We start from the raw sequence: 15,321 nt of genomic DNA, 5'->3' as shown, positions 1-15,321 counted from the left end.
ATACTCCTTTTACCATAATGATGTTTTGAATTTTTTTGATGAAATATAATTCACAAATAATACGAGAATTAAACCTATGACACCTTGAATTAAACCTATTGCTGTAGCATAACCAAAATCACCTTGCTGAATACCTGTACGGATAACAAATGTATCGATAATTTCAGCGACTTTAGCATTACCTGGTGTTTGCAACAAATAAATTTGATCAAAGCCTGCAGATAAAATGTTACCTAGCGATAAAATAAACAATACAATGATCGTCGGAAAAATTGATGGAATAATAATGTGAATAATTTGATTTAGTCGATTTGCACCATCCATTGCTGCTGCTTCAAATAACTGAGGATTAATACCCATTATTGCAGCAAAGTATATAATGGAACTCCATCCTATATCCTTCCATAAATATGTAGAAAACATAATTGCGTGAAAATAGTCTGGATCCATCATGAAGAAATGGTCTCCCTCACCTCCTGAAAATTTTATAATTTCATTTAGCAGTCCTGTGTCGGGCGCTAATATATTCCTAGCAATCCCCACAACTACTACCCATGATAAGAAGTGAGGAATATAAGAAATACTTTGAAAAAAACCTCTTAATTTATTGTTTTGAATTTCGTTAAACATAAGTGCTAGTAGGATTGGAAAAGGTAAAGCTAAAAACAATTTCATACCACTAATAATAAGTGTGTTAATAATAATTTGAGTGCTTCTTGAATCACCAAAAAATCGCTCGAAATATTTGAAACCAATCCAACCTTCTCCCCATATACCAGAATTAAAAGTAAACTCACGAAATGCTAATATCATTCCAGTCATAGGGATATAACTAAAAACGAAAAAGAAAATTACACATGGCAATAACATTAAATATAAATATCTATGTTTCCATAAATTTTGCCATGTCGCTTTTGTACCAGATTGTGTTTTAATCATCTTTTGTTTTTTTGCCATTCATAGTGCCTCCATTAAAAATAGGATTGCCTATAGCAACTAATTTATCTTCCACATATTTTTCAATAATAATCCATTCCAAATTATCGAAATCAGTATCACTATCAAATACGAGATATCCATTTTGAACATTTACGTTTAAATATCCAAAATTAGAGTCCACTTTAACTTGTGCTTCATCAGCAACTATTTCAAATTGGTAGTGGCGGATATCTACTGCTAATCCATATGGCAGATATTTGTTAGTACTGATTTCAAAACCATATTGTAATTCTGATTGTCCTGATTTTATAGCCTGGATAATATCCTTATAGTTACTATTCTTTTTCCCAAATACTTTTAAGTGTGGAACTAGTCCGGTATAGCCTTCATTATGCCAGTCACGTCCACAGGTCATAACAACAGATGGATTTTCGTTTAATAACGCTTTATAGAACTTGAGCGCTTTATAATTTGATGTAGTATGCGGGTTATCTCCATTCCAGATTTCAATTGCATCAAATAAATTATGTGTTGCGTTATCATATTCATACCTGCAGCCTGTACATATCGGTGAACCTGTATCAAATGGATGAGCCATGATAAGCAGTGTTTCTTCTGATTTTAACTCGATTAAATATTCAAAGATATTCTCTTTTGTTATGCGAGTAAAGTCATGGTTTTTATATCTATCTGGATTTCCCAGACATAAGAAATGACCATCAAACGTTGTATATTCAATGCCTGGAATAATTAGTTGATCATGATTCATTTTTTGTGCATCATAATAACTCGTTAATGTATTATGATCTGTTATTCCAATTACATCTAACATTCGCTTGTTAGCACACTTTAATAATTCATCAACTGTAAAAGAAGCATCGCTATGATTCGTATGACTATGCAGTTCAGCTTTATACGAAACGATGTCGTTAGAACATTGCATACCACGTACTGAAATACTTAGTGTGACTTTTTCTGAAACAATTGCATGACAACTCATTATTATTTCTAGTAAGCCTGATTGAAAATTAACTGAATTAAATCCAACTGAAGAATCTTCACCTAAAATTATCTCCATTTGATCAAAACTATGATTTGCTCCAATAAACTCATTGTTGTAACGAATACTTGGAGTAATTAAATTTCTTAAACTATGTGTTGTCGTATATGGATCAATACTTCCTAAAGAAATTGCTTCATTAATTGCCACATCCACTAATTCACTACTCTCTTCTACAACTGGTCCGTAACAATAATTAATTACTATAGACTCATAATCATCTTTTAAATCTATTTGAATTGGCAGATGTGTCTTGTTATTTAACTGACTTAATTGAAATTCTGCTTCAAACAGCTTCTTCATTTGATGTCTCCTTGTCAATTCTTAATCCAGTATGTTCATTAAAGAACAATAATGCTTCATATGGGATAAAAATCGATAGTTTCTGATTTCTGTCAAACACTGACTTTGCATCAAAAACTAATTTAAATTCCATATTATCTTTATGACAAGTAACAATTTTTTCAGCACCTGTCATTTCAACTACATCCACAACAACATCTTTCAAAGTTATTCCGTCAGCTTGACCATTCCATACTTCTGCATTTTCCGGACGAAAACCCATTGTAATCTTTGACTCATTATTATTTAATTTAAAAGGTAAGTAGAATTTTTCTCCTGCAATTAGATAATCGTTATCAACTTTATCAACATCAACAAAATTCATATTTGGAGATCCTATAAAACTTGCTACAAAACGATTTGCCGGATTATTATAAATATCTTCAGGAGTGCCAATTTGTTGAATTACACCATCTTTCATAACAACTATTCTTGAAGCCATCGTCATCGCTTCCGTCTGATCATGTGTGACATATATTGTTGTAGCGCCCACACGCTCATGTAATCTGATTATTTCTGTACGCATTTGTGTACGCAGTTTAGCATCCAGATTTGATAAAGGTTCATCCATTAAAAACAATTTGGCATCTCTGACAATTGCTCGACCTAGTGCAACACGTTGACGTTGTCCTCCAGATAAGGCCATTGGTTTACGTTTCAGTAAGTGGTCAATCTCTAATATTTTGGCGATATTTACGACCTTGTCATGATATTCAGATTTTTTGATTTTTCTCATTTTTAATCCGAATGTCATATTTTGGTAAACTGTCATATGAGGATATAATGCATAGTTTTGAAATACCATGGCTATTTCTCTGTCTTTTGGGTGCAAATCATTGATAACTTTGTCATCAATTTTGATGCTGCCAGATGTGATACTCTCCAACCCTGCAATCATTCTTAGCGTTGTTGACTTCCCACATCCTGATGGACCAACGAATACGATAAATTCTTTCTCCTCAATGTTAAGATTAAAATCGTTAACTGCAATAACATCCTTATCGAATGTTTTGTTCAAATGTTCAATTTGAATCATATTTCCACCTCGTTGTATGTATTAACAATACAAAATATATCAAAGAAGTTTTAATTTATATTTAAACTAATGTAAATAAATCATTTTTGTTATACTTTTGTTTTTTACAAATCAAAAGTGTTTTAAGCTAAAACAAACGTTTTTTACGCAAAATAAAAAGCCCAGAAAAAATTCTGAGCTTTTACATATTTGTATTAACTGAATAAATTTATTGTCATAATAATGATTGGTACTGAAAATACATCAATTAAAAATGCACCTACAACAGGTACGATTAAAAATGCTCTTTGTGAAGGGCCGAATAATTTTGTAACAGAGTCCATATTGGCCATGGCGTTAGGTGTTGCACCTAATCCGTGACCTAAGAAACCAGCTACCATCACTGCACTGTCATACCATCAACTCCAGCTGCTCCTTTGTTTGCCTTAACTCTTTTTATTGCCTCATTGAGATTTTCATCATTTACAACAAGCTCCATCAGAGATAGAGAGATACTATACATTTCTTTCATTTCGTCTAGAATCAACTAAACACTTTTATCATTAACTTTATTTCACGATGAGTGTAAATTGTCATTAACTATTTTTTACAAAAAAACACCTAGATAAACTAGGTGCAAGAATACTTATTTCTTTATCGGCGTCTTATACATATACTTCAAATTACCTTTGTAGCTATCGAACACTACGTATAAATCATAACCATACTTTGATTTATCATATTTTAGAATATGTTCTACAATGTGTTTACGTGAAAGTTTAGAACTTACCGGTTTACCGTATGCGCGTTTAATTGCGTAATATGATACCCCGTCTTTAGGTGCGTAAATAAGTTTAGTCGCAACAATCTTTGAACCTTTTCTCGCTCCTTGATAAGCAGCATTATTACCAGCATCAAACTCACCAATCGTCGTATTGAACGTACGAGATACACGGTAATCATTATTTACCTTACCTAAAATATCTCCAGCTTTATGGCCACGAACTATATTTTCTTTACTGTTCACATATTCTTTTATAAATTGTTTCGATGTAAATCAATTTTTGCTGTATCTTCTTTCGGTTTAGAATATACTTCCTTGCTTGGTTTACCGCTTTGAATCCAATCTTTATAGGTCATTAACCCGTACGCATCATCTTCGATCATTCCATCTCCGCCGACTAAAGTTAGCATGATTGAAATTTCTTTTTTATCTATCCAAGGTTTATATAAGTAATCTCTTGAAATAGTATATTCTTTATAAGCGTTATAGTATTTCTTATTTTTCGCCTCGTTCAATCTTTTTACGGCCAATCCACTTAAAGATTCATTATAGTCAATTGATGTATTTGAAGGTTTAGTAATTTTAATATTTTCATCATCAACAGGCATATAATAGTTACCTTTAAGTACTAAATAGTTATAACCTCGTACTAATTTATGTTTAGTAATCGTTACTTTAGTTCCAGCTTTAATTGTTTTGATATTTTGTTTTGAATTGTACAGAGAATTTCTAATCATAACTTTTGTGTCTTTCAACATCACTGCAGAATAATCTTTATTCCCTACTTTTAATTCTGATGGTTTTGATGGTGTAACCTGGGCGTGAGCAGGTAAAGTGGGTAACAACAAACTTAAAGTTAATGCACTAATAGCAATTTTTTTCATTTCATTTTCCTCCAATGCGATTCACCTAAATCATACTATCATTTACAGAAAACAACAATCTATTTCGAATATTAATTATGCATAAGTTGACGTAGTGTTTCATACTCAGCGTCCTCCAAATGCACACCATTCACACCGACCACTTTACTCGATACTAGATTTGCAAAATCAATGGCTTCATGTAGTGTTTTCTCGGCGCTTAATGCTGCCATTACGCCACCAGTATGACTATCTCCAGCGCCTATTGTATCAACGACTGCAGCTTTATATCCTGTTACACTGTGCAGCTTACCATCATAATAAATTGCACCCTCTGCACCAGTCGTCACAATGACTGTATTATGTGTCCAGTCATACATTTTTTGTACCGCTTCTTCTATATTTTCTATCCCGGTTAATTCTTTTATTTCCTGTTCATTTAAATAAATGATTGGAGACAACGCATAAAGTGCTTCCATCTTCCTCTGTTCAATTAATTTACCTCGAGGACCCGGACAGAAGATAATCTGACCTGAAACTTCTTTCAACATTTCTATAATCTTATCGCCATCTGTTTCTTCAATCTCCAATCCACACACATAAATATAATCAAATGAAGTCATATCTAAATCCGTTACCCATTCTGGATTAAATGAATACTCCACGCCGTGATGGGACAAGAATGTTCTATCACCATTTTCTTCAACGAAACAATAACAACATCCATTCGCACCACCTAGATGTATTTCACTTTGTATACCTAGACGATTCAATTCTTTCTTCACAAAATCACCATACATACCTGTTCCTACTGGTGATATAAAAGTATAATCTACACCCATCTGATGCAATACATTCACAACGTTAAACGCACACCCACCTACTGCCATCATCTGCTTTTTAATATGTTCATCACCTTGACTCGTCGGTAATCTATCCATGTAAATCATAATATCAGCAACAGTTGATCCAATCACTAAACACTTCATAAGCACACCTACCTTTATTAAATTCATTTTATATCAGTTTCATCAATTAATCATAAAATTTTCTAGAAAAAATATACCATTTTCTTCAACTTTCCTAATTTGTGGTTTATAATAAGTATATTGAACAAAAGGGGTGGCGACATGATATCGTGGTATATTAAACACAATAAAAAATTTTATATTACGAGTATGGTTGGTCTTATCATTGTAGCTTGTGCATTTATCTTTATATACTATCCGAAGTATACTTTATTCGCGGTATATGCATTTACAATGATGCTATTGATTTGCTATGCAGATACGATTACACAAATTAAAAGATACCTGGAAACCAACAAAGCTAAAGAATGGCTCGTTGCACAGTGGTATTTAAAGGACTGCATTACATACAGCATTGTATTATCTATTATTATTGGTCTCGGCTATATTGTAATCCATCTCTCACCACCAAACATTCCAGGAAGCAATATGCACTACACGACTATAATTATGTTTATTTTGTATGTCCTATTTAAATGGCTGCGCTACTACGAGTTACGTCGTGAAATGAAAGAAGAAAAGACGATTTGAAGCAATATTTAGTAAAATATTATATTTACTTCTCTATTTTCACCGCATTTTTGTTATATCTATTTTTAACGGGTAATGGTCATCTTCATCCACTAGAAATTATTTTTATTTCATTATTAATGTTTGGTTATCTCCTATTCATTTGGCCGGAAGCAAAAATTAAATACGATGATTTTGATAATGAAAGTCAAAAATATTCATATCGATTAAAGTATCAAAAAGTCAGTTTAGTTTTCGCAGTTTGCTTGTTGTTAATAAACCTCTTTTCAAGTATCTATTTATATTTCCAGCACTATGATATATTTCTAATGATTCTTATAGGCTTTATTTGGAGTGTATTTACGATTGGGATGATTTAGAACAAATATGAAATTAAAAACAGACTACGCAGCGTTTATTGAACGACAAAACACCAGTGAAAGATAATCATTTACTTTCACTGGTGTTTTTTATTTTCATTTTATCTCATGTCTATAAGGCATGCCACCTTGTGCACCTAATCCTCCCACTGAAAGAGCAGCTGCCTGATTCGCAAATTGTACAGCATCATTCAATGACATACCTTCACTTATGCCTACAGCAAGTGCACCGTTGAATGTATCACCTGCACCTGTCGTATCTATAACTTCTGCTTTCATAGCTGGAATATTAATCAACTCACTATCGAAATACGTCGCTCCTTGTTCTCCAAGCGTCACGATCATTTGTTTTGGGTATTTTTCAATCACATCGTTAAATTCCTCACCAAACATCGCCTTTACTTCAGTTTCATTCGGTGTAAAGTACGTCACTTTCTTCAGTAATTCAGGATTGATTTCAATGAACGGAGCTGGATTATAGATTGTCGTTATCTTCTTTTTATAACTTTCTTCAATAACGTATTCAATGATGGATTTCGGAATTTCATTTTGTAGTAGTATAATACTATCTTGATCCATACTATTTAGTGCTTCATCTACTAATTCAATTGAAACTTCACTATTTGCACTAGGTACAACAATAATTGAATTATCATTATCCGCTAATGTAATATGCGCAGTGCCACTTGCACAGTCATCAATCTTCTCTATATATTCAACGTTAACTTTATTCGCTTTCATATTCGTTACAATCATCTCACCGAAATTATCATCCCCAACACAACCTACCATATAAACATTTGCACCAAGGCGTGCAGCACTGACAGCTTGATTTGCACCTTTACCACCCTCTGTCATAAAGAAAGCATCTCCTAGGATTGTTTCACCTTTCTTTGGTAACCTGTTTGCCTGCACAACTAAATCTACAGACATACTTCCGATAACATATATCATATACTCACCTCTTAAAATTATCATAACGAAATACATAGAAAATAACACGTTACATACATAATTTATTTGTTATACTATCAAAAATGAGGTGATTAAATGGATACAGTGATATTAAGAGAAGAAGATAAAGCAACGCTGAGAAAATATAATATAGATCCGGAAAAGTTTGAAGAAGATTTTGAAGATATTTTTAGAATGATCGGCTATGAATATGATGAGCTATTATTTAGTGAATTTGGCTATGAATTCGATCCTGATGAGATAGAACAAATCCCCAGAATTGCAGCAATGAAAAAAGATTTCCTACAAATTTACGACCATATTGCGAAGGATGAAGGCTATTTGAATTATAACCATCATTACGTATCATCTTATAGTGATGTATCGTGCGAAATAAAGTTAAAAGACGGGACGATCATCAAAGGCAAAAGTACAGATACGCATTGGGAGGATAAAGAAATCAATATAGAGGTAAAACATCTATTCAGAAAACAAATCGTGAAAATCAATCTAGATGAAATAGAATACATCAACATAAAAAACAGCACAATTTAAATGTGCTGTTTTTTGTGTGCTATGCTTTTTTCCAAACAGATCCTTTTAAATACATGATAGTCCATTGATCGCCACCGTATTTTTTATCGATGTTACGCCATTTCTTCAATGTTTTTAAATCATTTGCTTTGATTAAAGCAATGCGGTCAACAACGACGTTCGTTAATTTTGTATGATCTTTGTTATATCGTTCGCTTGAAATGATTTTTATATTTTTATAAAAATCTACATATCCCATTTCTGAATGGATACCGATACGGATAGAATACAGCGGTTTACCATAAACTTGATGAATCTTCTTACGAGACACTGCTTTAATATTATCTGCATTCACCTGCGTAATCGTTCGTTTCATAAATGGTACGTTCTCCTGGAAGTTTGTAAATGCTAATGCATTTGGTGAACGTACTGAATCATAACCCGGTTTGTTACCCACTAAGAAGTCTTCATAGTGAACACCTTTTTTATTCTTATAGTAACTCACCTTTTGCCCAGCTTTTAACCCATTGATTGTCAATTTACCGCTCTTTGCTTTGTTCGCAAAAGCTTCTGTTGCGATATTGATCTTCTTAGGTGTCGCTGCTTCTGCTTGTACATTTACTGATGTTAATACTAATCCAGCTGCAAGTCCTGTTACGAGTAATTTTTTCATCATCAATCACTCCTTTAGGTATTATTATTATCAACTAAATTATAACATAAGTGTTTTTTAGAGTACATTTATACGAAATCTTCTATAATTTGGCACAATTAAATTTAGAAAAAGAACCGTATCGTAGATGATACGGTTCTTGATTGCCTTGATATTCATTAGGACCAGGTTGTGAGTCTTGTACACACCAAATGATCGTCCAGACAAAAAATACGAGAGAAGTAGTAACAATAATCAAATTAATTACAAGATAGATACCCATTAAATCTGTATCGCCACCAGAGTATTTAGTAAAAGAAATAACATAATATAAAATATTCGGTACACCAATTCATAAAATAGCCCATTTACCACTCTTACCTATGTCATGCAAACGACGTACAAGCAAAAAAATGTTAGGTATTAACAAGATTAAACTAATCAAACATAGAAATACAATCATTACAGCAATTGAAATAGTAGTAAATGCAAAAGCCTCATGATTACCATCAGTTGAAGATGTGTCTATCGCAAATAACCCTGATATCATAATAAAAAGATAAATCACTACACTAATAATATAAAATAAGACTTGTGTGAATACCTGTACCCAAAATTCTTTTCTTCGTGAACGTCCACTAAAATCAAATGCTCTCGTCCAAAATAACTTCGTTGCTTCCCAAAAAGACATTGATCTATTTTGCACAAGCCCTCCGTAGTGTGTAATTTGTTACTTTAATTATAAAAAATTTTTATGCTTTGTATAACAAAAGCACAGGAGAATCATTAATAATTACTCTCCCGCGCTAAAGATTTTGTACCAATTCGATCCTTCATTTTATTTATGAATTTTTCCTTTCCCTAAGTTTAAAGCTATAGCAGGGATTCAGAAAGTTTTTATCTATTCTTTCGGCTATGGATTAAGGTAATCATCTTTATACTCAAGTGCTCTTGTATCATATTTACCAAGTCGTTGATATACCTTTTCAGCAGCTGCTTTGACATCAGGATAATCTGCAAACGCACCTGGAGCAGCCCCTCTAATCATCAAATTCCACGCAACAGTTTGTGACTCTTTGTCAGAGGGATTTTGTTCAAAATTATCTAAACATTTATTTGCTATTGCAATTGTAAGTAATCTTTCTTCTTTTTCGTTCTCTGCTACTGTTGGTCCTCCGTATTCACATGACACTTCACTATTAGTTTCCTTAGCTTCGTTTGCACTCGGAGCATCATCATCACTTACGATCAATTCTCCAGTCATTTGATATGTTTCTGGTTGTTGTTCCATTGCGATAAAATTATCATTCTTATCAAAGTGGAGAATAAGCTGGAATCCGTTTGAATGATTATTGTTATAAACTAATGAAATCACTTCTCCATCATCACTTTTCCAAACTTCAGTAGCAACACCATATTTAGCAAGAATCTCTTCACGTGTAACTGGCGTTGATGAATTGATATAAATCTGAGAAACTTTATAATCTGTATTTTCTATCGCAATATCACCAAAACGCTCATGATTACTACCGACTCTACTCTTACCATCATGAGTTGGTTTACCATACATCTTTTCAACTTCAGCGACATCCATACCTTGCGTTATACCTGCAAACTCTTCGATACGGTTTTGTCTCGTGTATGCATTGATAAACGCATCAGACAAAATATCAATATGACCATCTTTATCCATATAAGGATACTTACCACTCAAGTTTTTCTCTTCCGTAGAATCTTTTTTCTCTACTACTTTTTTTGTCTCTTTCGCTTTTTCTTCAGTGCTTACTTCTTTCTTCTCTTCAGTAGATGCAGATGTTTCAGTCTCTACTTTTGATGCACCTTTTTCTTTCGTTTCTTCTTCATCGCCACATGCCGCCATCAACATTGCTGTCATAGATAATAGTAATAACTTTTTCATAGTAAGCCCCTTTAAAATTTATTCATTACTTCTATTATCTACTAATTTTGTGTATGAATAAATATTATTTTTAATAATTTACTTATTTTTAATATAAAAAATCCGCATATGTAATTACATATACGGAGAATTATACTACATAATTATTTTAACTCGTCTTCAGTCATCCATTTATGATCTTTAACAGTCTTACCTGTTTTTGTATCTTTATAATCCACAACATAGACATCTGTCTTATGAACATCATCAATTGTTGCATCTGCACCCTTCATACCATCCATATGATTAGCAGTCATCTCAGCTTTATCGCCTTTTTTCAAGCCGGACTTCGGTGCATCTTTTAACTCTTCGTTTACCACCCATTTATGATGACTTACTTTTTTATCACCATTCTTCGGTTGATAACTCACTTCATACACATGTGTTGTATAAACCTCTTTTACAACACCCTCTGCATCCTTCATGCCCGGCATATGACCTTCAGTTAATGTGACTTTGTCACCTTTTTTATATTTCGGATTCTCTGCAACTTTCATGTTAGATGGCGTAGCTTCACTATTGTGATTCATATGTGCATGCTCGTTATGTTTCGCTTCTTCATTTGCACCACAACCACTTAACAAAATACCTGCACTCGCAACTACTGCAATTATTCTTCTCATATGTTTCACTCCTTCAAGTTTATTAATGCTACCTCATTATATACCCTATAGGGGTATAAATCAAATAAAAGAAAACTCAGTGCATCACATATATACACTGAGTTGATTGAAATATTAAAAAAATACCTGAATATCTATTTTTAGAATCTTAAGTATTGATTGCATCTATAATGCATTTATTTATATTTTTTTACGTATTTTTTATCATAACGGTTAAAATTATTCTTAGTAGTTTTTTCAATAAAATAAATTTCATTACCTCTATAGTTTACGACCTCTAAGTATTTATCTTTTTTGTTGAGGTCATAATAATATTTATTAAAATCTTGGCCATGTGATATAAATACGTAATTTGGTTTCCCCCACGCTTTAATAAACTTTGATTTACTTGTATCACGCACAATAACAGAAACAAACCACACTTTTGACTTGGAAGTAACAGGTTCGGATTGATCATTATCATAAAATACACCGACATCACCATATTCATATATTGGTTTTCGCAAAAAGTAATTAAATACTTTTTTATCTTTGCCTAATTTCTTTTCAACTTGAGTAAGAGCCATACCAGGTTTAATACCTGCATACGATATGCTACTATGGTTCGCATACGATTTAATAAAACTCTTTGAAAGTGGATTTACTTTAACTTTCTTTATCGATGCTTCACTTTCGTAATTACCAACAGAAAATACTGAAGTTCCTAAAATTGTAGTAGCTAATCCTAGTTTAATCAATTTATTCATAATAAGCCTCCTGGAATTTACTTTGAATTCAATTCATTATGGCACGATTTCTTGTGTAAATATATTTATTTCTTGTCATTTCACAAAACTCGCATTATAATCTACGTTTTTTATTTACTAATTTATATCATTTTTTATTTATTTTTAATTATTTTTTGATATAAAAAAGAGACTCTAGCCAAAGCCAGAATCTCTATGTGACACCTATTTATGTAAATAAAATATTACTTCTTAATCTCTTCTTTAATAATATACTTCACATTACCTTTAAAACTATCTAAACCGACATGCACTTTATAACCATAGTCTGATTTATCATAAGATAAGATGTGCTCTAATACCGTTTTATTTGAGAATGCTGTTTCTTTCGGTTGACCGTATTTATTGATAATCTGATCATACGTCACAGTTTTACTTGGTACATAAATTAATTTATTTACTTTACCAGTTTTCTCATCCACAGAGAAACCTGCGTTTCTTCCATACTGGAATACACCTACGTATGTTACCATGACATCACTAACTTTATAATCTTTATTAACATCAGTCGCTTTTTCTCCAACTTTATGACCACGAACAATATTATTTTTATTATTAATAAAGTCACTTATAAATTGATCCGATAAAATATCAACCTTCGCTGTATCTTTCGGCTGTGGGTTCAATTTAATTCTAGGCATTTTACGCTTAACCCATTCAGCATAAGTGATTAGGTCACGACCCTCACCGGTAATAGATACATTTTGACCGACTAAGCTTAGTACCATCATGTTTTCTTTGCCGTTCATCCAGTTTTGATAATCTTTATCTAATACTGTTAAGAAAGATTTATATTGTTTCGCATATTTTTTCTTAGCACTTTGTTTCAGTAAATATTTCGCACGGTTTGTTAAATGTGCTTTATCATAATCAATATTTGACTTTAATGCCTCATTGATTTCAATCAAACTATCGTCTGCAGGAATATAACGATTACCTTTGAGCACTAAGAAATTATAACCTTTAACTAACTTATGCTTTGTAACAACAACTTTCGTACCAGCTTTTAATTGTGTCTTCTGTTTACTTGCTGGTAAGTTATAAGTTTCACGGTTAAAAGCTACAGTATCCTTTAATATCGTTGCGTTATAATCCTGGTTACCAACCTTTAATTCAGAAACTTTCGTTGCCGCCTGAGCATTCGCTGTTGGTAATAACATTCCTAAAGCTAGTAAAGCTAATCCAGTCTTTTTCATAATTTACCTCTTTTACAGTTTTTTCTTTTAGTTTAATTGTTTTAAATAGGAAATACAATCTAATTAAAATAATATTGATTAATATTTTTTGATCTAATTTCTATTTAATATTATCTAAATCAAAAAGTCCAGAACAAATTCTGGACTTTAAGGAATATTAATCTTCAGCTAAATCATTAAAATTGTAACTATCTAAAGCATATGAAAAATAAGTTGGCTTGTTAAAGTATGATTTAATATAACTCCTAAACAACTTAAAATCATGATTATTCATCTTATAAAATGTAACAGTAGTAAGATAAGCATAACGATTACCATAATCCTTTTCATATGTAAAAATGACGTTTTTATACACATGAGCATATTCCGTTCCATTTCTTACAGTATATAAAGGCTTTCCATATATCTTCTTCATTTTGTTCATCTCATATTTTGATTTATCTTCTATACGATTATCAAAAATTCTTGTAATGCGAGGATTATCGGTTTCATCGTATCTATCTGCAATCGCTAAATCCCACTCACTATTATATAATTTTGCTTGTCCATCCTCTGCTTCTTCATACTTCGAATTGTTTAAATATGTTTCTAATCTTCCACCTAACTTGAAACCATCAAATACATATGTTCCTGCTTTGACTTTTTTCACTACCGCAGAATTATAATAATTCGGTTTAGATTTACTAGACTTTGCGCTTGCTTCTCCTGCAGTAATTCCCGATGTTAAAATAATAGATCCAGCAATGATTATTTTCGCTAATTTCTTCATAATGCATCCCCTTTTATGTAAATGTACTCTTATCTACTAATAAAAATATACCTATAAATTTTAGTATGGTAAAGGATAATTTATACAATAAATAAAATTTTTATACAATTTTCTGTTAATTATAAATTATATTTTTGTGATTTTTGTTAATAAATACTTGATTGTAAATTTCAATTTAAATCATTACAATATTATCAAGAAAGCAAGGTGATAATATGGAACCAAAATTTATTGCGTACCGCGAGAAAGATCGTGACTTTTTAAATGAGCATGATATTTATGACTTAAAAGATTTAATCGGAGAAGACTTATATTTAGCTAAAAGAACACTGGATTATAACTTTGAACATATACTCGAAGAACAATTTGGCTATGAATATGACTTAGAAGCTTTACTTAAAATAGATTGGGTGAATCATCTTTATACAAATATCAAACGTATCCAACATAATATCGATATCGATCATAGCGTAGACGAGAATCATATTTCGCTCTGGCATCATGGAGACAGTCTTGTAAAAGTCACTGTAGCACATAACAAAGAATTCATCGGTCGCATGCATAATTTTAATGAAGAAGATCCGGCATATCCATGGCTAACATTGAAATTAATAAATGGAAAATTAGAAGTGATAGATTATAACAAGATTACAAAAGTCGTGAAAACAAGTGTATCAAAAAAGATCAAAAAACCTCACATAGCAATAAAAATTATTAATGCTATACGAGGTTTTCGTAAATTATAAATTAATTAACCATAAATTAATTTTGTGCTATATTTTATTTCGCAACGTCTTTTGTACCTATTTTTAAGATTCTATGTACTGGTTCTTCTACTACCAATACATACGCTGGAGTTGTTGAGATAAGTTCTCCATCAATAAATCTTTGATTATACGCTTTTTCACGAATACCATTCTTACCTTCACG

The 15,321-nt window shown here is 31.9% G+C and carries 19 protein-coding genes and 1 pseudogene; 3 read left to right on the top strand and 17 right to left on the bottom strand.

The genetic code is table 11. The features are described from left to right. Positions 1-9: 9 nt before the first annotated feature. The 8 genes and pseudogenes from JJJ02_RS07315 to JJJ02_RS07285 form a co-directional block, all read right to left on the bottom strand. Complete coding sequence (locus tag JJJ02_RS07315; RefSeq protein ID WP_239242453.1) at positions 10-957, bottom strand: ABC transporter permease; 948 nt, start codon at positions 955-957, stop codon at positions 10-12. Next, on the bottom strand, positions 932-2,302 hold the full coding sequence (locus JJJ02_RS07310) for a CehA/McbA family metallohydrolase (RefSeq protein ID WP_239242454.1): 1,371 nt from the start codon (positions 2,300-2,302) through the stop codon (positions 932-934). Before JJJ02_RS07310 ends, JJJ02_RS07315 begins: the two co-directional genes overlap by 26 nt. After that, positions 2,286-3,377: an ABC transporter ATP-binding protein gene (locus tag JJJ02_RS07305; RefSeq protein ID WP_239242455.1), complete on the bottom strand. Its 1,092-nt coding sequence runs from the start codon at positions 3,375-3,377 to the stop codon at positions 2,286-2,288. Before JJJ02_RS07305 ends, JJJ02_RS07310 begins: the two co-directional genes overlap by 17 nt. Before the next feature lie 194 nt (positions 3,378-3,571). After that, a pseudogene (locus JJJ02_RS07300) lies at positions 3,572-3,772 on the bottom strand (sodium/glutamate symporter); the annotation flags it as partial. After that, positions 3,757-3,888, bottom strand: a complete 132-nt coding sequence (locus tag JJJ02_RS13325; protein ID WP_255724794.1) for a hypothetical protein — start codon at positions 3,886-3,888, stop codon at positions 3,757-3,759. The pseudogene JJJ02_RS07300 and the gene JJJ02_RS13325, both read right to left, overlap by 16 nt. 114 nt (positions 3,889-4,002) lie before the next feature. Further along, complete coding sequence (locus JJJ02_RS07295) at positions 4,003-4,383, bottom strand: hypothetical protein (RefSeq protein WP_239242456.1); 381 nt, start codon at positions 4,381-4,383, stop codon at positions 4,003-4,005. A gap of 8 nt (positions 4,384-4,391) precedes the next feature. Continuing rightward, a complete protein-coding gene (locus JJJ02_RS07290; RefSeq protein WP_239242457.1) occupies positions 4,392-5,024 on the bottom strand; it encodes a hypothetical protein in 633 nt (210 codons plus the stop codon). 71 nt (positions 5,025-5,095) lie between these two features. Beyond that, positions 5,096-5,992, bottom strand: coding sequence for a carbohydrate kinase family protein (locus JJJ02_RS07285; RefSeq protein ID WP_240837394.1), 897 nt, complete (start codon positions 5,990-5,992; stop codon positions 5,096-5,098). Between the two features lie 141 nt (positions 5,993-6,133). On the opposite strand from JJJ02_RS07285, the gene JJJ02_RS07280 reads away from it, so the two are divergent. Further along, positions 6,134-6,562, top strand: a complete 429-nt coding sequence (locus JJJ02_RS07280; RefSeq protein ID WP_111714138.1) for a hypothetical protein — start codon at positions 6,134-6,136, stop codon at positions 6,560-6,562. Between the two features lie 455 nt (positions 6,563-7,017). Here JJJ02_RS07280 and rbsK read toward each other — a convergent pair whose 3' ends face one another. Further along, positions 7,018-7,875 carry a ribokinase gene (rbsK, locus tag JJJ02_RS07275; protein WP_240837397.1) on the bottom strand — a complete coding sequence of 286 codons (858 nt, stop codon included), beginning with the start codon at positions 7,873-7,875 and terminating at the stop codon, positions 7,018-7,020. A gap of 96 nt (positions 7,876-7,971) precedes the next feature. On the opposite strand from rbsK, the gene JJJ02_RS07270 reads away from it, so the two are divergent. Further along, positions 7,972-8,430, top strand: coding sequence for a hypothetical protein (locus JJJ02_RS07270; RefSeq protein ID WP_239242460.1), 459 nt, complete (start codon positions 7,972-7,974; stop codon positions 8,428-8,430). 19 nt (positions 8,431-8,449) lie between these two features. On the opposite strand, the gene JJJ02_RS07265 is transcribed toward JJJ02_RS07270, so the two are convergent. From JJJ02_RS07265 to JJJ02_RS07235, 7 genes are all read right to left on the bottom strand, one after another. Beyond that, positions 8,450-9,082 carry a hypothetical protein gene (locus JJJ02_RS07265; RefSeq protein WP_146608852.1) on the bottom strand — a complete coding sequence of 211 codons (633 nt, stop codon included), beginning with the start codon at positions 9,080-9,082 and terminating at the stop codon, positions 8,450-8,452. A gap of 331 nt (positions 9,083-9,413) precedes the next feature. Further along, complete coding sequence (locus tag JJJ02_RS07260) at positions 9,414-9,767, bottom strand: DUF805 domain-containing protein (RefSeq protein ID WP_240837399.1); 354 nt, start codon at positions 9,765-9,767, stop codon at positions 9,414-9,416. A gap of 207 nt (positions 9,768-9,974) precedes the next feature. Next, on the bottom strand, positions 9,975-10,979 hold the full coding sequence (locus JJJ02_RS07255) for a hypothetical protein (protein ID WP_240837401.1): 1,005 nt from the start codon (positions 10,977-10,979) through the stop codon (positions 9,975-9,977). A 143-nt stretch (positions 10,980-11,122) separates the two neighbouring features. Continuing rightward, positions 11,123-11,641, bottom strand: coding sequence for a DUF1541 domain-containing protein (locus JJJ02_RS07250; RefSeq protein ID WP_240837403.1), 519 nt, complete (start codon positions 11,639-11,641; stop codon positions 11,123-11,125). A gap of 176 nt (positions 11,642-11,817) precedes the next feature. Further along, complete coding sequence (locus JJJ02_RS07245) at positions 11,818-12,387, bottom strand: hypothetical protein (RefSeq protein ID WP_240837404.1); 570 nt, start codon at positions 12,385-12,387, stop codon at positions 11,818-11,820. Between the two features lie 224 nt (positions 12,388-12,611). Next, positions 12,612-13,622: a hypothetical protein gene (locus tag JJJ02_RS07240; protein WP_239243549.1), complete on the bottom strand. Its 1,011-nt coding sequence runs from the start codon at positions 13,620-13,622 to the stop codon at positions 12,612-12,614. Positions 13,623-13,779: 157 nt separating this feature from the next. Continuing rightward, entirely contained in the window at positions 13,780-14,391 is a 612-nt protein-coding gene (locus JJJ02_RS07235; RefSeq protein ID WP_239243550.1) for a hypothetical protein, read from the bottom strand. A gap of 215 nt (positions 14,392-14,606) precedes the next feature. Between JJJ02_RS07235 and JJJ02_RS07230 the strand changes: the two genes are divergently transcribed. After that, positions 14,607-15,137, top strand: coding sequence for a hypothetical protein (locus JJJ02_RS07230; RefSeq protein WP_239243551.1), 531 nt, complete (start codon positions 14,607-14,609; stop codon positions 15,135-15,137). Between the two features lie 34 nt (positions 15,138-15,171). On the opposite strand, the gene JJJ02_RS13445 is transcribed toward JJJ02_RS07230, so the two are convergent. Further along, positions 15,172-15,321, bottom strand: a 150-nt coding sequence (locus JJJ02_RS13445; RefSeq protein ID WP_396614731.1) for a G5 domain-containing protein, incomplete at its 5' end; no start/stop codon positions are given.

The organism is Macrococcus sp. PK, assembly GCF_022501545.1.
GTDB classification, from domain to species: domain Bacteria; phylum Bacillota; class Bacilli; order Staphylococcales; family Staphylococcaceae; genus Macrococcoides; species Macrococcoides epidermidis.
Note: the sequence above shows the minus strand (reverse complement) of the source record. Positions and strands in the feature narration are given on the sequence as shown.